The organism is Actinocatenispora rupis (assembly GCF_016861975.1).
Classification (GTDB): domain Bacteria; phylum Actinomycetota; class Actinomycetes; order Mycobacteriales; family Micromonosporaceae; genus Actinocatenispora; species Actinocatenispora rupis.
This window is the reverse complement of the sequence record NZ_BOMB01000026.1, coordinates 135,437-153,062: the sequence shown is the minus strand read 5'-3', so window position 1 is coordinate 153,062 and position 17,626 is coordinate 135,437. Positions and strand designations below refer to the sequence as shown.

The window sequence follows — 17,626 nt, the reverse complement described above, 5'->3', positions numbered from 1 at the left end:
CCCGCGACCCACCGCTGGCACGACCCTCTGGTACGACCCGAACGGGTGTGCGGGACACGCGGCGGCGATCGCGGGTCGCCACGCCGGGTGAGGATGGAAGAGTGGGCCGGTACCGCCCGACCGACCGGCACGTACCACCGAGATCTGGGAGAAAGCGGCATGTCCGAGTTCAAACCGGGCCTGGAAGGCGTGATCGCCTTCGAGACCGAGATCGCCGAACCCGACAAGGCCGGCGGCTCGCTGCGCTACCGGGGCGTCGACATCGAGGACCTGATCGGCCGCGTCTCGTACGGCGACGTGTGGGGTCTGCTGGTGGACGGGGAGTTCGGGCACGGGCTGCCGCCGGCCGAGCCGTTCCCGGTACCGGTGCACTCCGGTGACGTACGCGTCGACGTGCAGAGCGCGGTCACCCTGCTGGCGCCGCACTGGGGCCTCGGCCAGCTCCTCGACATCTCGGACGAGCGGGCCCGCGAGGACCTGTCCCGGGTGTCGGTGACGGCGCTGTCGTTCATCGCCCAGTCGGCGCGCGGCGTCGGCCTCCCCGCCGTACCGCAGCGGGAGATCGACCGGGCCGAGACCATCGTCGAACGGTTCATGACCCGCTGGCGCGGCACCCCGGACCCGCGCCACGTCCGCGCCGTCGACGCGTACTTCACGTCCGCCGCCGAGCACGGCATGAACGCCTCCACGTTCACCGCCCGGGTCATCGCCTCCACCGGCGCCGACGTCGCGGCCGCGATCTCCGGCGCCATCGGCGCACTGTCCGGCCCGCTGCACGGCGGCGCACCCACCCGCGTACTGCACATGATCGAGGAGGTCGAGCGCACCGGCGACGCCGAGTCGTACGTCAAGGGGGTGCTGGACCGGGGCGAGCGGCTGATGGGCTTCGGCCACCGGGTGTACCGCGCGGAGGACCCGCGCGCCCGCGCCCTGCGCCGTACCGCGCAGGAACTCGGCGCCCCCCGGTACGAGGTGGCCGAGGCCCTCGAACGCGCCGCCCTCGCCGAACTCTCCGCCCGCCGCCCCGACCGGGTACTGGCCACGAACGTCGAGTTCTGGGCGGCGATCGTGCTGGACTTCGCGGAGGTACCGGCGGACATGTTCACGTCCATGTTCACGTGCGCCCGGGTCGGCGGCTGGTCCGCGCACATCCTGGAGCAGAAGAAGCTCGGCCGGCTGGTCCGCCCCTCCGCCCGGTACGTCGGCCCCGGCCCGCGCCGCCCCGAGGACATCCCCGGCTTCGCCACCGTCCAGCGCGCCTGACCCGGGGTAGGACGAAACGGTCACGTACCGCGGTGACAGAATCCCGGTACGGCAGCGGCGCCGCACCCGACCGCGCGTACACAGGAGTTCTGACGTGGGCCTGCCCGACATCCGCATTCCGGCCGAGCTGCTTCCGGGCGACGGGCGGTTCAACTGTGGGCCGTCCAAGATCCGGCCGGCGCAGCTCGACGCGCTGTCCGCCGTCGCCGCCGGCTACCTCGGCACCTCGCACCGCCAGCGCACCGTCCGCGACCAGGTCGCCCGGCTGCGGCGCGGCATCGCCGAGCTGTTCCGCGCACCCGACGGGTACGAGGTGGTGCTCGGGAACGGTGGCACGACCGCGTTCTGGGAGGTCGCCACGTTCGGGCTGGTGCGCGAGCGGGCGCAGCTGGCGTCGTTCGGCGAGTTCGGGCAGAAGCTCGTCGACTCGGTGACGGCCGCCCCCTTCCTCGCCGACCCCTCGGTACGCAGCGCGCCCGCCGGCACGGTGGCCACGCTGGTCGCCGAGGACGGCGTCGACACGTACGGCACGCCGCAGAACGAGACGTCCACCGGCGCGGCCGTACCGGTGCGGCGGGTCGGGGACGGGCTGATGCTGCACGACGCGACGAGCGGTGCCGGAGGGCTGCCCGTCGACCTGACCGAGACCGACGTCTACTACTTCGCGCCGCAGAAGTGCCTCGGGTCCGAGGGCGGGCTGTGGATCGCGCTGCTGTCGCCGGCGGCGCTGGACCGGGCCGCCGAGATCACCGCCTCGGGCCGGTACGTGCCGGCGTTCCTCGACCTGACGACGGCGATCGACAACTCGCGCAAGGACCAGACGTACAACACGCCGTCGCTGGCCACGATCCTGCTGGCGGCCGAGCAGGTGGACTGGATCCTCGGCAACGGCGGGCTGGACTGGTCGGTCGCGCGCTGCGCCGAGAGCGCCGCCGTGCTGTACGACTGGGCCGACCGCACCGACTACACCACGCCGTTCGTGGCCGAACCGGCGTCGCGGTCCACCGTCGTCGGCACCGTCGACCTCGCCGACCACGTCGACGCGGCCGCCGTCTCCGGCGTACTGCGGGAAAACGGCGTGCTCGACACCGAGCCGTACCGCAAGCTGGGACGCAACCAGCTCCGGGTGGCGCTGTTCCCGTCGATCGAGCCGGCCGACGTCGCGGCGCTGACCCGGTGCGTCGACCACGTCGTCGGCCAGTTGGCCTGATCAGCCCCCGGTCACCGGCCGGTGACGGGGCCCCGCGGAGATCGACGAGTATCTGACCAACATGCGGCGTGGCCTGGCACGTACCGGCTAGGGTTCGGCGTACCGTGGCTTGACGGCGTGTCGATGGGACGGAGGACAGCGATGCGGCCGGTACGCTTCGTCGCCCTCTCCGAGGACGGTCAGGCCCTCGTACTCGCGGACGAGGTCGGGCGCCTGCTCACACTTCCGATCGATGATCGGATCGGCGCCGCGGTCCGGCAGGACCGCAGCGCGCCACGCGGCCAGTTCGCCGGTGCCACCGACCCGGCCACCGGCGACGCCGCGCTGTCCCCGCGCGACATCCAGTCCCGTATCCGCTCCGGCGAGTCCGCCGAGGAGGTCGCGCGCATCGCCGGCGTCCCCGTCGACCGCGTCCTGCGGTACGCGGGGCCCGTGCTGCAGGAGCGCGCGATGCTCGCGCAGCACGCCCGGCGTACCCGGCTGCGGTCGTCGGAGCGTGGCGCGACCCTCGCCGAGATCGTCGACACCCGGCTGGCACAGCACGGCGTCGACGCCGAGGGCGTGTCGTGGGACGCGTACCGGCGGGAGGACGGCACCTGGCGGATCTCCGCGAGCTGGGCCAGCGGAAAGGCGACCGCGCAGGCGATCTGGGCGCTGGACAAGGCGCGGCAGGTGGTCACGCCGGACGACGACATGGCGCAGTTCCTGTCGACGGAGCGGCCCGCGCCGCTGCTCGGCCAGGAGCCGGCGCCCGAGCCGCAGCCGGCCCGCGGCGGGCACGCACTGACCCGGCCCGAGGGCGGTCGGCCGCGGCCCGAGACCACCCGGCCCGGTGGCGGCTCCGGGCACGGCCTGCCCGGCAAGTCGACGAAGCACGAGCCGGTGCGCCGGCTCGCCGACACCGCGCGTACGACGCTGGACCGGCCGATGGCCGAGCCGACCCGGCCCGCCGCCGAGCCGCTGTTCCCGACCCCGGAGCGGCGTACCGCCGACACCGGCGAGACGGCCGCGCCGCGCGAGGCGGAGCCGTTCACGCCGCGGCCGGCGGAGCCGCTGACCGCGCGTCCCGGTGCGGACCAGGCCGAGCCCGTACGGCGCCCGGCGGCCGAACCGTTGCGTCCGGCCGGCGAGCGTCGCGCCGCGGAGCCGCTGCGCCCGGCCGGGCTCGCCGAGCCGCGCCGGTCCACGACCGACTCCCGGGAGCGCCCCGGCGCGTACGCCGACGAGGAGGCGGACGCCAAGGAACTCCCGGCCGTACCGTCGCTCGCGGTGCTGCGGCCCCGGCGTACCGAGCAGGGCGCCACGGGCGACCGGTCCCGCCTGCCGAGCTGGGACGACGTCCTCTTCGGCAACGGCAGCACCCAGCAGGGCGGCCGCTGACCCACGGACACAGCGCTGACCCACGGACACAGCGCGGGCCCGCCGTTTCGGCGGGCCCGCTCTCGTCGTACGGGTGGGTCGCCGGTACGTCAGCGGAGCGGTACGAACTCCAGGTGCGAGCGGGGGCCCTGGCGTACCCGCCAGGCGACGGTGACGACGGCGGTGAGGACGAGCGCGGCGAGTACTCCGTGGAGAAGGCCGCGGTCGAGGTATCCGCGGTCGGTGTGGTCGATGGCGTAGGTGCCGATCTCGCGGGTGAACCAGTACGGCAGCGCGCGGGCCGCGGTGTCGGCGGGGTCGACCATCATCTGCAGGCCGACGACGACGAGCAGCACGAGGGTGCCTTCGAGTTCGCGGGGCAGGATCGCGCTGAGGGCCAGGCCGAACGGCGCGGACACGGCCACGGTCAGCGCCATGATGAGCGCGATCGCGCCGTACCGGACGTCGTGCTGGTCGAAGCGTACGAGCAGGAAGTAGGGCGTGCTGAGGAGCAGGCCGATGGTCCACAGGGCGAGGAGCCGGCCGCCGACGAGGTGCCGCCCCGAGTACCCGCTGAGGCGCAGGCGCGGTTCGATCGCGCGCCCGGCGCTGCCGGAGAACAGCGCCGCCGTGCTGAGCGCCCAGCCGAGGCCGAGGCAGACGAACCGGATCGACTGGCCGAGATGGTCGCCGCGCCGGCTCAGGTAGAACGCCAGCGGCAGCAGCAGAAGGATGGCGAGGACGACGCGGCGCCGGGCCATCTCCCGCAGCGCCGCCTCCGCCACCGCGTACGTGCGCCTCATGCCGCCGCCTCCGCCCGGGTGAGATCGAGTACCTGGTCGACGCGGTCGAGCTGGTTGAGCAGGTGGGTGACGACGACGATCGCCGTGCCCGCGTCGCGCCAGCGCCACACCTCGTGCCAGAAGTCCAGGTACGTGCCGCGGTCGAACCCCTGGTACGGCTCGTCGAGGAGCAGCACGTCGGGCGCGCCGAGCCGGGCGAGTACCAGGTTGAGCTTCTGGCGGGTGCCGCCGGACAGGTGCCGCGCCTGCGTCGAGCGGGGCGGCGTCCAGTCCAGGGCCGCCGCGTACGCCCGGCCCTCGCGCCGCGCGTCCGGGCGGGACAGGCCGCGGCCCGCGCCGACCAGCGCGAAGTGCTCGTCGGGGAACAGGAACTCGCTGGTCCCGCCGTCCTGCGGGCAGTAGCCGAGCCGGCCGTACACCCGGACGGTGCCGCGGTCGGGCCGGGTGAGCCCCGCGCAGACCCGCAGGAACGTACTCTTCCCGGCGCCGTTCGCGCCGACGACCGCCGCCACCTGACCCGCCCGTACGGTGAGGTCGACGCCGGTGAGGACCGGGCGCCGCCGGTACCGCTTGGTGACGCCGCGGACCTCCAGCCGGACCGGGCCGACCGGTCGCGCCGCCCGACTCGGGTCCGGGCCGCCGACGCTGTCCGCCACCGCCGCCGCGTACTCCCGCGGGGTGCCGAAGGCGCGCACCGCCGGCTCGCCGCTGTCCCGCAGGTGCGCGGCGGTCTCGGCCACCACGTGTGCCGTCAGGTCCGGCCCCACCTGGTGCCGGCGCAGCTCGCCGGTCAGGGCCGCCAACCAGGCGTCGTCCGTCACCGCTCCTCCTGTCGCAGAGTCGTCCGCACCGAACCCGTGAACGCCGACCAGTCGGCGGACGCCTGGGTGAGCGCCGCGCGCCCCGCCGCGCTGAGCCGGTAGTACTTGCGGGCCGGGCCGGTGTCGCCGCCGTGCCAGCGGGTCGTGACCAGGCCGGCGCGCTGCAACCGCAGCAGTACGGGATAGAGCGTGCCGCCGCGGATCTGCCCGAGCCCGGCGTCGCCGAGCGCCTGAGCCAGCTCGTACCCGTACGACTCGCCGCTGTCGAGCAGGCCGAGCACGCACAGGTCGAGCACCCCGCGCAGCCACTGCGCCCGCCGGTCCGCGTCCATGCCCCGGTACGCTAGCACCACGATCTAGATCGCACCACAACCTAGTGCGCCCACGACAACGGACAGCCGGGCGCGCGACGTACGGCGGGATCAGGCGGGGCCGAGCGGCCAGTGCGCCAGCGGCGTGTGCACCGGATGCGGGCCCAGTTGGCTGCGGTAGAGCCAGACCTGGTCCACCGGGAACGGCGTCCCCGCGTACGACCGGAGCCGGTCGACGTCGTCCGCCAGCTCCCCGCGGTCGATCCGGTCACCCGGCCGGGCCAGCGTCAGGTGTGGCCGGAACGGCTTGTCGTCGTACGGCAGGCGCGCCCGGCGCAGCTCCCGCCGTACCGACCGGGCCAGCCCACCGAACGACGCGAGATCGCCGTCGCCGGCACCGTCCACGCCGGCCCACAGTACGGCGAAGCGGCCGCGCCCGAAGCGGCCGCCGCCGGCGAGACGCAGCCGTACCGGAAGGGCGCGGGCGGCGGCGTCGGCCAGCGCGTCGGTCGCGTCCGGGATGCGTTCCTGGGCCACCTCGCCGAGGAACGCGACGGTGATGTGCCAGCGGGACCGCGCCGTCGGCCGCGCACCCGACCGGTACGTGGCGAGCCCGTCGACCACGGCGCCCAGCTCCGCCAACGCCTCCGCCGGCGGTACGACCGCGACGAACAGCCGGGCGGTCGGCCCGTCGGAGCCCGCGCGACCGGCGTCCGCGGACGGGCGTACGTCGGCCGGACGGCGCGACGCCGGGCGCCGCCGACGGCTCACCGCCGCCGCCCGGCGGGGTGGCGCGTGCACAGCCCGGCGGCCTGCAGCTCGGCTTCCATCCGGGCGCACTCCAGCTCACGCGTCAACCCGCCCAAACCCTCCAACTCGTACGCCACGGACAGAGCGTCGCACGCGTCGCGCAGGGTCTGCTCGTACGCCCAGACGACGGCTCGCTGCCGGATCGCGGACCGGGGCACGGTCGACTGCAGATCGGCGGACAGCCGTCGCAGGTCGGCGGCCAGCCGCTCGATCGACGGACGTGCGGGAACGTCGGGGCGACGGCGCCCCGCCCGTGCGAACCATCTGGACAGCAGTCCCATCGAATCCGCCCACCGCTCCGACCGCGGTGCCACGGGCCGCTGGTCCGTGGTCGAACCGGCGGAATGGCCGGGTCGGAGCAATCACCAGCACGTTGGGGAGTCGCGTTCCAGCCTAGTGAGCGGGCGGCGGCCATGGCCACGGATTACTCGGTCGCGTCGGCCATCAGCCGCCGCAGGTACCCCACCAACGCCGGATCCCCCGCCGTACGCACGGCGTCGGCGTCGGCGCGGTTCCACAGCCAGAGCAGCAGCGGGGACGGGTCACCGCTGACCGTCGCGGCCGCCGAACCGCCCCCGTCGGACACCGCCACCCCGTCCGGCCCCGGCCGGAGCAGGAACGACACCGCCCCCGACCGCACCTCGACGGCACGCCCGTCGGCCTCGGCGAGCAGCGCGGCAACCTCCGGCACGTGCACGTACTCCCGGGTGCCCCAGCCGAGGAAGATCCGCAGCACCTCGTCGATGCCGTCCAGGGCCAGGTCGTCGGCGACCGGGGTGACCGCGCCGGCCGCCAGCTCCGCGTCGACCCGGTGCACCGCCGTCTCCTGCGCCATCCGCCGCAGCCAGAACCCGACCGTCTGATCCGGCCCGTACCAGGTGAAGGTGGGGTCGGTGGTGGACCGCGCGTCGAACGCGGCCGTCAGCTCGGCCAGCGCACCGTCGAACAGCGCCAGCGGCTCCACCCGCGAGTGGTCCGGCGGCCAGTCCTCCGGCGCCCGGCCCAGCTCCATGCACCGCACCTTGTGCAGGTACACCTGCGCGACGTGACGCACCAGGTCCTGCACCGTCCAGCCGGGGCAGCTCGGCACCGCGGCGTCGAGCCGCCCGGCCGCGACCGCACGCAGCCGGGCGGCGTCCGCGGCCAGACACTCCCGAAATCGACTCGTCTCCATGGCGACCACCCTGGCACACGCCACCGACAGTCAGCGCGCGATCCGGGCCCGGCCGGCGGGGATGCGCAGATCGCCCGCCGACTCGACCAGGTGTACGTGCGGCCGCGGTCGCGCGTGCACCCGCACCCGCACGTCCCGCCGGTACGAGCGGTACGCCAGCACCGCGCCGGCCGCCAGGATCGACGCGACACCGCCGATCCACAGGCTCGACCGGGCGCCCAGGTGCTGGGCCAGCCAGCCGAGCAGCGGCGCGAACACCGGCGTCGAGCCCTGGAAGACCAGCACGTACAGCGCCATCACCCGGCCCCGGTACGCCTCGCCGACGCCGAGCTGGATCCGCTGGTTCGCCGCCTGGGCCAGGAAGATCATGAAGAACCCGGTCAGGACGAGCAGACCGGCCTCCGCGACGTAGCTCGGCGCGAACGCCGCCAGCGTCTCGAACACCCCGAAACCGAACGCCGCCACGATCACCGTGTACGCCGAGGGCCGCCCCGCGCGCCGGCTCGACGCCAGCGCACCGGCCAGCGCACCCACCGCCAGCATCGTGGTGAGCAGCCCGAACGACGCCGCGCCGCGGTGGAACACCGTCTTCGACACCAGCGCCAGCGTGAGCTGGAAGTTGAACCCGAGCGCGCCGATCACCAGCATCACCGCCATCGGCAGCAACAGGTCCGGCCGGCGCGTCGCGTACCGGACGCCGTCGACGATCCGGGCGTCCCGGCCCCGGCGTACCACGGAGCGGTGCAGGTCGGCCGGGTCCATCAGGGTCAGCGCCACGAACGTCGCCGCGTACGTGACGCAGTTGAGCAGGAACACCGGACCCGTACCGATGAGCGACAGGGCGACACCCGCGACCGCCGGGCCGATGATCCGCGCGGCGTTGAAGATGGCTCCGTTGAGCGAGATCGCGTTCGGCAGCAGGTCCGGGCCGACCATCTCGGACACGAACGCCTGCCGCGCCGGGTTGTCGATCGCGTTCACCGTACCGAGGCAGGCGGACAGCACGAACACGTGCCAGAGCTGGATCTGCCCGGTGACGGTGAGCAGGCCGAGCGAGGCCGCGACGAGCCCGGCGCCGACGTTCGTGCACAGCAGCAGGGTGCGCTTGTCGTACCGGTCGGCGAGCTTCCCGCCGTACAGGGTGAGGAGGACGACCGGCAGGAACTGGAGGGCGGTGACCCAGCCCAGCGCGCTGCCGGAGTTGTTCGACAGGTGCAGCACCGTCCAGTCCTGGGCGGTGAACTGCATCCAGTTGCCGACCAGCGACACCACCTGGCCGGTGGCGAAGAGCCGGTAGTTGCGGACGTGCAGGGATCGGAAGGTGCGCGCTAATGATCCGCTCATACGGCGGGGGGTCGCCTCCTGGCTCGTCGTCGGTCGTACGGTCCCGTGGACGGTCCGACCGGCGACGCCACCGCTATTCGGCGCGGGCGATGCGCTCCAGGATCGACGCGGCGCGACGGAGGGTGTCGCGATCGTCCGGGCTCAGCTCGGCCAGCCGTTGGGCCAGCCAGGCGTCCCGGGCCTTGCGGTCCGTGAGGACGATCTCCCGTCCCTGCTCCGTCGGGGCCAGGATGACCTGCCGCCCGTCGGTCGGGTGTGGTGTGCGCTGCACCAGGCCACGCCCCTCCAACGCCGCGACCGTCCGGGTCACGGACGGCGGTTGCACCCGCTCGGCGTCGGCGAGCTCCTTCGGAGTCAGCGCACCGGCCAGCTCCAGGCTGGTCAGGGCGGACAACTGGCTCTGGGTGAGCTCGCTGACCGGGCGGGCCCGACGCAGCCGGCGGTTGAGCCGGGTGATCGCTCCCCGCATGGTCGCGGCGAGCTGCGCCGAGGAAACGCGCTTGGCGGCGGATCCCGCCCCTCCACGTGTCATGCCCCCAGGATGACACGTGCCGGGCGGAATCGGAGTGGTCGGCCGGGCCGTCACGGTTCGTTAGCCTAGCTCATTACCTTGGCTAACGACCACGAGTCGTGGGCACCGTCACCCGCAGCGTCACCACCGTCCACTCCGGACAGTACGAAGGCCCGCCGGGGTGCGGCGGGCCTTGCGGGGTCGTACGGACCGGGACACGGTCGGGGCAGAGACCCGTACCGTGCCCGGGGCCGCCTCGTACGGGATCCGGACCGCAGGAGCCACCTGACGGCCGGGCCCCGACCGGCCGGGCGCGCGGGGGTCGCGGAACCGGCCGGTCGAGGCGGCAGGCAGGGCCGATCTACCCGAGGGTCAGGCCGGTGTTGCCACCGACGCTGTCGGGGACCAGGCCGTGCACACCGGAGACGCCGACCGACGCGCCCGGGTCGGCCAGGGACGCGCCGCCCCCGACCGTCAACGGACCCGCATGAACGGCACCGCCCGACACGCCGGCCAGGTCGAGCCCGCCCGCCCCCTGTACCGGACCGTCGACGGCGACCGACGCGTGCGTCGCGTCACCGAGGTTGTCGAGCGGAAGAATTCCACCAAGACTCATGTCTGAGTACTCCTCTGATTTCCCTGCGTGCAAACGGATCGGGCGCCCGATCGGGCCAGTGTGCCGAGCGGCGTTGGTGCCGTCAAGAGTCCCCGTCGGACCATGGAATGCCCAGGTCAGCGGCCTATCGACGAGCATCGGTGAAGCGCCGGGGACATGCCGTGATCATGCCTGGTGATGGCGGACGAATATGATTCACGACAGCGCGGGTGGACACTCCGGACCGCGTTTCGTGAATTCTTTCCCGGCGCACCCGGACACGAGTCCGGTTCATTTCCGCCGGGCGAATCCGCCACCCGCCGCCGGCCGGCACCCCGGCCACGGACCCGCCCGGCCCGGCACCCTCCCGTACCCGGCTACCGCGGTACGGCGAGGGGCAGGTCGAACGGTAGGCCGTGCGCCGGGTCGGCCACGGTGTCGCGCAGCACCCGGTACAGCTCGGCCACCACGTCCGGCCGCTCCGCCCACAGGTCGTACGACTCGGCCGGGTCGGCGGTCACGTCGTAGAGCTGGCCGTCCGGGGCGTCGGCCGTACTCGGTGTCCCGACCGGGTCGGTGAACCCGCCGGAGCCGCGGCCGAACACCGCCTTCCACGGCCCGTACCGGACGGCGAACCAGCCGAGCCAGCTGTGGTGCACCACCGGCCGGTCCGCCGGTACCCCGCCCGTACCGGTGAGCAGCGGCAGCAGGTCGATGCCGTCCTCGGCCGCACCCGCCGGTACGGGCGCGCCGGTCGCCGCGGCCACGGTCGGCAGCAGGTCGGTGAGGCAGACCGCGCCGCCGGCCCGCGTACCGGCGGGGATGTGGCCGGGCCAGCGGGCGACGAACGGGGCGCGGTGGCCGCCCTCCCAGATGTCGGCCTTCTGGCCGCGCCACGGTCCGTTCGGCCGGTGCGTGACCACGTCGCCGTCCTCGGGGAAGCAGGTCGGGGCACCGTTGTCGCTGGTCACCATGACGAGCGTGCGGTCGAGTACGCCGGTCTCGGCGAGGGTGCGGACGACCTCGCCGACCATCCAGTCGACCAGGCAGACCGCGTCGGCCCGGTCACCGAGCCCGGTCCGCCCCCGCACGAACTCCGGCGGTACGCACGGCCGGTGCGGCGCCGCGGGCGTCAGGTACAGGAGGAAGGGGCGGTCGGCGACCTCGCGCAGCCAGCCGCACGCCTCGCGGGTGAAGCGGACGTCGACCTCGTCGTCCCGCCAGCCGTCGACGGTCAGCCCCGGCCGCTGCGACGTCACGTACTCGGGCTTCGCGCGGTCCGGGACGCCAACCGTACGGTCCTGGTCGAGGAAGCAGTACGGCGGCATGTCGAGCGAACCTGCGATGCCGAAGAACCGGTCGAAGCCGAGTTCGGTGGGCCCGCCGGCGAACGGCGCGGTGTAGTCCACGTCGGCCCCGAAGTCCACCTCCGGCGGCGCGACCAGCTCGGTACCGGGCGCGAACGCGTCGAGCACCGAACCGTCCCGCCACCGCCAGCCGAGCCCGAGGTGCCACTTGCCGACCGCGGCCGTCGCGTACCCGTCGGCCTTGAGGACGGAGGCGAGCGTGGGGCGGTCCGGCTCGATGAGCGCCGGACCGTGCCCCATCAGTACCTCCCGCTTGAGCGGGCCGCGCCAGGCGTACCGGCCGGTGAGGATCGAGTACCGGCTGGGGGTGCAGACCGCGGACGAGGTGTGGCAGTCGGTCAGCCGGACACCCTCGGCGGCGAGCCGGTCGACGTTCGGCGTGGGGATCCGTTCGGCGCCGTAGCAGCCGAGGTCGCCCCAGCCGAGGTCGTCGGCGACGATGACGACGACGTTCGGCCGGTCCCGGTCAGGCACCGCGCTTCGCCTGCTGCTGGATCGTGGTGAGCGTCGACTTCGGGTCCTGCGCCCCCGTGTACGCCTGGATCAGGTACTGCCCGAACAGCTTCGTGACCTCGTCCCAGTTCTTCGTCGTACGCAGCGGCACGGACTGCTGCTCGCTGTCGCGCAGCGCCGCCAGCCCGGACCGGATCGTGTCCGCGCCCTTCGGGAACTGCTTCGTCAGGAACGTCTCGTACGCCGGCTGCTGCGCCAGTCGCGCCGGCAGCGCCCGCCCGTGCTCCGCCAGGTACTGCGCCGCCTGCGGGCCGGTGATCACCGACAACGCCTGGTACGCCTCCTTCTGGTACGAGCAGGACCTGGCGATGCCGTACCCGGAGTTGGCGCTGTAGGTGTGCGAGCCGCCGGGGCCGGCGGGCAGGGTCGTCACGCCGACCCGGAACTTCGCCTGCCCGGTGTGCGTACCCAGGTTCCAGAAGCCGTCGGCGGCCATCGCCGCGTTGCCGCTGACGAACTGGTTCTCACCCCAGTCCAGGTCCGCCGAACTCGCCGGCACGCTCGCGACCTTCCGCTTCGCGAGGCCCGAGTACCAGGTGAGGGCCTTCTGCATGGCGGGGGTGTCGAGGGTGGGCTGCCCCTTGCCGTCCACCGGCCGCGCCCCGTCGTACGTGAGGGCCATGCTGAGCCAGTGCTGGTCGGAGATCGACAGCGCGAAGCCCTTCCTGGTGCCCGAGGTGAGGGCCTTCGCGTCGCGCTCGAAGTCGGCGACCGTCCACCCCGGCTTCGGCTCCGGTACGCCCGCGGCGGCGAACGCGTCCTTGTTGTAGTACATGAGCATGGAGCCGACGCCCATCGGCAGGGAGAGCTGCTTTCCGTTGTCCTGCAACGCCTTCAGCGCGCCGGCATCCCACTCGCCGGCCTTGAAGCCCTGCTGCTTCATGAGGTCGTCCAGCGGTACCAGGCTGTCGGTGAACGCGCCGAGCCGCAGGCTCTGCATGGACACCAGGCAGGGCGCCTGGTTCGCGGAGAGCTGGGTCTGGAGCTTCGTGAAGTAGTCCTTGAAGGGCGTCGTCTGGAGCTGGATCCGGATCTTCGGGTACTTCCGGTGCACCAGGTCGGCCAGGTGCTTGAGCTGCGCGGCCTCGTCCGAGCCGGACGACCACATCTGCCACTGCAGCGTGACGGTGCCGTCGGACCCCTTGCTGCCACCGGCCGCGGCCGTCGAGTTGCCACATCCGGCCGTGGCGAGCAGGGCCGCCGCCCCGACCGCCGCGATGCCCACCGCGAGTGCTCTGCGCACGACGCCCTCCAGCTCAGCTAATTAATTCGGACCCAAAAAATTCGGTCACAGAACTTTATCGGCTGACGTTCGCAGAGGTCAAGAGGTCGGGCCGGGCTCCGGCCGGACGAGAATCCCGTACTCACGGCCGTCGGTCGTCGCGGCGAACCGGCCCACCGGTACGAAACCCGACGCCGTCACCACCCGCAGCGCCCGCGCGTTGTCCGCCGCCACCGTCACCCGGAACGCCCGCGGCGCGAACCGCTCCCGCCCGTACGCCAGGCCCACCGCCAGCGCCGACCTGCCCAGCCCGCGCCCGGTCAGCGACGGGCGCAGCCCGCCCCCGGTGTCCAGCGCCCCGTCGTCGTACGCGCCGCCCGGCACGCGGCCGTCCGGCCCGAACGACCGGTACCCCACCAGGCCGTCGTCGTCCACCAGCGCCACGAACCCGTTCGCCGGGTCGACGAAGTACGCCGGGTCCGCGCCGGCCAGGTCGTACCGCGCGTACGGCGGCGGGTAGCGCCACCCGACCAGGTCCCCCGCGTACGCCGGGGTCATGGCGACGACCCGCAGCGCGCCGGACATCAGCGGATGCCGAGCCAGGACTCGATCGGGTTGATCGCGAAGTACACCGCGAACAGCGCCGCGACGATCCACAGCAGCCAGTGGATCTGACGGATCTTGCCGATCGCCACCTGCAGCACCACGTACGCGATGAAGCCGGCGCCGATGCCGTTCGTGATCGAGTACGTGAAGGGCATCAGGATGATCGTCAGGAACGCCGGGATCGCGATCTCGAACTTCAGCCACGGGATGTTGCGCGCCTGCGTCATCAGCAGGAAGCCGACGGCCACCAGAGCCGGCGTCGCGGCCTGCGACGGCACCACCTTCGCCAGCGGCGAGAAGAACATCGCGGCGGCGAACAGCACGCCGGTCACCACGTTCGCCAGGCCGGTACGGGCGCCCTCGCCGACGCCGGCGGTCGACTCCACGAAGCAGGTGTTCGAGGAGGCGGACGCGGCACCACCGGCGACCGCGGCGACCCCGTCGATGAACAGCACCCGGCCGATCCCGGGCAGCTTGCCCTTCTCGTCGACCAGGCCGGCCTCCGAACTGACGCCGATGATCGTGCCCATCGCATCGAAGAAGTCCGACAGGATCAGCGTGAACACGAACAGCACCGCGGTCAGCGCGCCGGCCGAGGCGAACCCGCCGAACAGATCGAACTTGCCGATCAGCTCGAAGTTCGGCAGGGCGACCGGGCCGCCGTGCAGCGACGGGTCGGACAGCCCCCAGGCACCCTCCGGCAGCCCGGCGACCGCGTTGATGACCACCGACAGCAGCGTCATCGCGATGATGCTGATCAGGATCGCCCCGCGTACCTTCCGGACCAGCAGCACGATCGTCAGCAGTACGCCGAGGCAGAAGACGATCGTCGGCCAGCCGGTCAGCGTGCCCGTCGCACCGAGCTGCACCGGTACCGTCGAGCCGGCCTTGTCGGGCAGGCGGGTGATGAAGCCGGCGTCCACGAAGCCGATGAACGCCACGAACAGGCCGATGCCCACGCTGATCGCCTGCTTCAGCGCCAGCGGGATCGCGTTCATGATGGCCTCGCGCAGGCCGGTCACCACCAGCAGGCAGATCGCCAGGCCCTCGATGACCACCAGGCCCATCGCCTGCGGCCACGTCATGTGCGGCGCCAGTTGGAACGCGACCACACCGTTCAGGCCGAGGCCGGCGGCGATCGCGAGCGGCAGGTTGCCGCCGACGCCCATGATCAGCGTCATCACGCACGCGACCAGCGCGGTCGACGTGATCAGCGCGCCCTTGTCGAGGTGATGGCCGAACTTGTCGGTCGCGCCGCTCAGGATCAGCGGGTTCAGCACCAGGATGTACGCCATCGTGAAGAACGTGGCGAGCCCGCCCCGGATCTCGCGCGGCACGGTCGAACCGCGCCGGGTGATCTGGAAGAACCGGTCGACGACGTTCCCGGGTCCTCCCGGGGCGCCCGTCACTGCGGTCTGCTGAGCCATCGCTGTCCTTCCGGAATCGTCGACGTGGCGTAGCGTGCCAGATCCCGATGTCCGCAGTGTTGCAGGGGCCCTCGGGGGTACCGACAGGGGAGGCTCGGTGCGGCGCAGGTTCGTACTGGTGTCGCTGGTGGTCACGGGCGTGGTGGTCGGCGCGTTCGCCGCACCGCTCGCGTGGATGGTGCACCAGTTCGCGTACGACCGTGCGCTGAGCGCGGCCGAGCGCGAGGTGGTCGCGATGACCACCGTACTGGCGGTGACCGGGGACGCCGGCGAGATCCGGCGCGCGGTCGGCAGTACGCGGGCGGGGCGGGCGGACCGGCTCACCGTACATCTGCCGGACGGGTCGGAGGTGGGCAACGACGCCGGCTGGGAGGTCGACGCCGAGTGCGCCCGGGCCGGCCGGACCGGGCAGGCCGCGACGGTACGGGTCGCCGGCGGCGTCGTACACCTGCACCCGACCCGTACGGTGACCGGCGACGTCGCGGTCATCGAGATCCTCGTACCCGACGCGCTGCTGACCCGGGGCGTACCGACGGCGTGGGCCGGGCTCGCCGCGGTGAGTCTGCTGCTGCTGGCCGGATCCGCGCTCCTCGCCGACCGGCTCGCCGCCGGCGCCGTCCGCGCCACCCGCGACCTGGCCGGCGCCGCCGGACGGCTCGGCGACGGCGACCTGACCGTCCGGGTACGCCCCGACGGACCGCCGGAGATCGCCAGCGTCGGCGCCGCGTTCAACGCGCTCGCCGGACGGTTCGCCGCGCTGCTCGCCAACGAGCGCGAACTCGTCGCCGACCTCTCCCACCGCCTGCGTACGCCGCTGACCGCGCTGCGGCTCGGCGTCGACGCGCTGCCCGACGGTACCGACCGGGACCGGCTCGCCACCGCCACCGCCAACGTCGAGCGCGAGGTCGACACGATCATCCGGCGCGCCCGCGAACCCCTCGGTACGACCCCGGCCGGGCACTGCGACCTGCGGTCCGTGGTCAGCGAACGCGTCGCGTTCTGGGCCGCGCTCGCCGAGGACCAGGGCCGCGACTGGGCGATGTCCCCGGCACGCCGCCCGGTGATCGTCGGCGTACCGGCGGACGACCTGGAGTCCGCGCTGGATTCCGTACTGGGCAACATCTTCCGGCACACGCCGGAGGGCACCAAGTTCGCCGTACGGGTCGTGGCGGAGGCGACCGAGGCCCGGGTGACCGTCGACGACGCCGGCCCCGGCATCCCCGAGATCGGCCCGCGCGGCAGCTCCGCATCGTCCACCGGACTCGGGCTGTCCATCGCCCACCGGGTCACCGGCGCCGCCGGCGGCCACCTCACCGTCGAAAGCTCCCCGCTCGGCGGCGCCCGCGTGACCCTCACGTTCGCCCGCACCACCGGCCGCCCCGACTGAGCAGCCGAGTCCCGCGCGCGGCGCGGAAGTACGGCCGCGCCCGCGCTCGCACGGAACCGAGCGGACGTTCGCCGGCGCCCCGCGGCCGGGGCCTCGCAGGTAATCGAGCGGACGTTCGCCCGCGTCGGCCGGCCCGAGACGTGGCCGGTACACCTCGGGTCACGAGCGTGACGCGGAGGTTCGCCCGCGCTGGCCGATCCGAGGCGGCGCAGGTCAGTCGGTCTCGGGGGCGACGAGCTTGACGCCGACGCCGCGGATCGTCTGGAGGTACCGCGGGCGGGCGGCGGTCTCGCCGAGCTTCCGGCGCAGCCACGACACGTGTACGTCGATCGTCGCGTCGTCGCGCCCGTCCGGCTGGTGCCACACCTCGGTGATCAGCTCGCGCCGGGTCACCACCGTTCCCGGCCGGGCCGCCAGGTACGCCAGCAGGTCGAACTCGCGGCGGGACAGTTGCAGCGGCCGACCGTCCAGCGACACCTCGCGCGCCGGTACGTCGAGGCGCAGCCCGCCGACCGCCAGCGCCGTCGCCGCCGACGGTGTCGTACGCCGGAGCACGGCGGAGATGCGCGCGGCGAGGTGGGCCGCCGAGTACGGCTTGGTGAGGTAGTCGTCGGCGCCGGCGTTGAGCAGCCGGACGATGTCGGCCTCCCGGTCGCGGGCGGTCGCGATGAGCACCGGGACGGTCGAGCGCGAGCGGATCATCCGCAGCGCGGCCGTACCGTCCAGGTCGGGCAGGCCGAGGTCGAGCACGACGACCTCGGGATCCTGCTCGGCGACGGCACGCAACGCGCCGCGGGCGTCCCCGCACTCCGACACCCGGTGGCCGAGCGACGACATCGCGCGTACCAACGCGGAACGGATCTCGGTGTCGTCCTCGACCAGCAGTACCCGGGCCATGGCGGA

The 17,626-nt window shown here is 73.4% G+C and carries 18 protein-coding genes; 4 read left to right on the top strand and 14 right to left on the bottom strand.

The window, feature by feature from the left end; translation table 11 throughout:
• The first annotated feature begins 159 nt into the window (after nucleotides 1–159).
• The 3 genes from Aru02nite_RS23240 (at nucleotide 160) to sepH (ending at nucleotide 3,853) form a co-directional block, all read left to right on the top strand.
• Nucleotides 160–1,263 (top strand): citrate synthase 2, encoded by a 1,104-nt coding sequence (locus Aru02nite_RS23240; protein ID WP_203661143.1) that lies wholly within the window; start codon nucleotides 160–162, stop codon nucleotides 1,261–1,263.
• Nucleotides 1,264–1,357: 94 nt separating this feature from the next.
• Nucleotides 1,358–2,473: a phosphoserine transaminase gene (gene serC / locus Aru02nite_RS23235; protein ID WP_203661141.1), complete on the top strand. Its 1,116-nt coding sequence runs from the start codon at nucleotides 1,358–1,360 to the stop codon at nucleotides 2,471–2,473.
• 141 nt (nucleotides 2,474–2,614) lie between these two features.
• Entirely contained in the window at nucleotides 2,615–3,853 is a 1,239-nt protein-coding gene (gene sepH / locus Aru02nite_RS23230; protein ID WP_203661138.1) for a septation protein SepH, read from the top strand.
• A gap of 89 nt (nucleotides 3,854–3,942) precedes the next feature.
• On the opposite strand, the gene Aru02nite_RS23225 is transcribed toward sepH, so the two are convergent.
• The 13 genes from Aru02nite_RS23225 to Aru02nite_RS23165 form a co-directional block, all read right to left on the bottom strand.
• Nucleotides 3,943–4,635 carry an ABC transporter permease gene (locus Aru02nite_RS23225; protein ID WP_239076887.1) on the bottom strand — a complete coding sequence of 231 codons (693 nt, stop codon included), beginning with the start codon at nucleotides 4,633–4,635 and terminating at the stop codon, nucleotides 3,943–3,945.
• Nucleotides 4,632–5,456: an ATP-binding cassette domain-containing protein gene (locus tag Aru02nite_RS23220; RefSeq protein ID WP_203661136.1), complete on the bottom strand. Its 825-nt coding sequence runs from the start codon at nucleotides 5,454–5,456 to the stop codon at nucleotides 4,632–4,634. Before Aru02nite_RS23220 ends, Aru02nite_RS23225 begins: the two co-directional genes overlap by 4 nt.
• Nucleotides 5,453–5,788, bottom strand: a complete 336-nt coding sequence (locus Aru02nite_RS23215) for a PadR family transcriptional regulator (protein ID WP_203661134.1) — start codon at nucleotides 5,786–5,788, stop codon at nucleotides 5,453–5,455. Before Aru02nite_RS23215 ends, Aru02nite_RS23220 begins: the two co-directional genes overlap by 4 nt.
• A gap of 90 nt (nucleotides 5,789–5,878) precedes the next feature.
• Complete coding sequence (gene thpR, locus Aru02nite_RS23210; RefSeq protein WP_203661132.1) at nucleotides 5,879–6,538, bottom strand: RNA 2',3'-cyclic phosphodiesterase; 660 nt, start codon at nucleotides 6,536–6,538, stop codon at nucleotides 5,879–5,881.
• A complete protein-coding gene (locus Aru02nite_RS23205; protein ID WP_203661130.1) occupies nucleotides 6,535–6,858 on the bottom strand; it encodes a hypothetical protein in 324 nt (107 codons plus the stop codon). The genes thpR and Aru02nite_RS23205 overlap by 4 nt, the downstream gene beginning before the upstream one ends.
• Before the next feature lie 143 nt (nucleotides 6,859–7,001).
• A complete protein-coding gene (locus Aru02nite_RS23200) occupies nucleotides 7,002–7,751 on the bottom strand; it encodes a maleylpyruvate isomerase family mycothiol-dependent enzyme (protein ID WP_203661128.1) in 750 nt (249 codons plus the stop codon).
• A 30-nt stretch (nucleotides 7,752–7,781) separates the two neighbouring features.
• Nucleotides 7,782–9,095 carry an MFS transporter gene (locus Aru02nite_RS23195; RefSeq protein ID WP_203661126.1) on the bottom strand — a complete coding sequence of 438 codons (1,314 nt, stop codon included), beginning with the start codon at nucleotides 9,093–9,095 and terminating at the stop codon, nucleotides 7,782–7,784.
• Nucleotides 9,096–9,168: 73 nt separating this feature from the next.
• Nucleotides 9,169–9,627, bottom strand: a complete 459-nt coding sequence (locus Aru02nite_RS23190) for a MarR family transcriptional regulator (RefSeq protein ID WP_203661124.1) — start codon at nucleotides 9,625–9,627, stop codon at nucleotides 9,169–9,171.
• Nucleotides 9,628–9,967: 340 nt separating this feature from the next.
• Complete coding sequence (locus Aru02nite_RS23185; protein ID WP_203661122.1) at nucleotides 9,968–10,222, bottom strand: hypothetical protein; 255 nt, start codon at nucleotides 10,220–10,222, stop codon at nucleotides 9,968–9,970.
• A gap of 356 nt (nucleotides 10,223–10,578) precedes the next feature.
• A complete protein-coding gene (locus Aru02nite_RS23180) occupies nucleotides 10,579–12,042 on the bottom strand; it encodes a sulfatase family protein (protein ID WP_203661119.1) in 1,464 nt (487 codons plus the stop codon).
• A complete protein-coding gene (locus tag Aru02nite_RS23175; RefSeq protein ID WP_203661117.1) occupies nucleotides 12,035–13,324 on the bottom strand; it encodes an ABC transporter substrate-binding protein in 1,290 nt (429 codons plus the stop codon). The genes Aru02nite_RS23180 and Aru02nite_RS23175 overlap by 8 nt, the downstream gene beginning before the upstream one ends.
• Nucleotides 13,325–13,402: 78 nt before the next feature.
• Nucleotides 13,403–13,888, bottom strand: coding sequence for a GNAT family N-acetyltransferase (locus tag Aru02nite_RS23170; RefSeq protein ID WP_203661116.1), 486 nt, complete (start codon nucleotides 13,886–13,888; stop codon nucleotides 13,403–13,405).
• A complete protein-coding gene (locus tag Aru02nite_RS23165; RefSeq protein ID WP_203661114.1) occupies nucleotides 13,888–15,336 on the bottom strand; it encodes an NCS2 family permease in 1,449 nt (482 codons plus the stop codon). Before Aru02nite_RS23165 ends, Aru02nite_RS23170 begins: the two co-directional genes overlap by 1 nt.
• A 97-nt stretch (nucleotides 15,337–15,433) precedes the next feature.
• Here Aru02nite_RS23165 and Aru02nite_RS23160 point away from each other — a divergent pair, with 97 nt between their 5' ends.
• Nucleotides 15,434–16,723 carry a sensor histidine kinase gene (locus tag Aru02nite_RS23160; protein WP_203661112.1) on the top strand — a complete coding sequence of 430 codons (1,290 nt, stop codon included), beginning with the start codon at nucleotides 15,434–15,436 and terminating at the stop codon, nucleotides 16,721–16,723.
• Between the two features lie 213 nt (nucleotides 16,724–16,936).
• On the opposite strand, the gene Aru02nite_RS23155 is transcribed toward Aru02nite_RS23160, so the two are convergent.
• Nucleotides 16,937–17,620, bottom strand: coding sequence for a response regulator transcription factor (locus Aru02nite_RS23155; protein ID WP_203661110.1), 684 nt, complete (start codon nucleotides 17,618–17,620; stop codon nucleotides 16,937–16,939).
• Nucleotides 17,621–17,626: the final 6 nt, after the last annotated feature.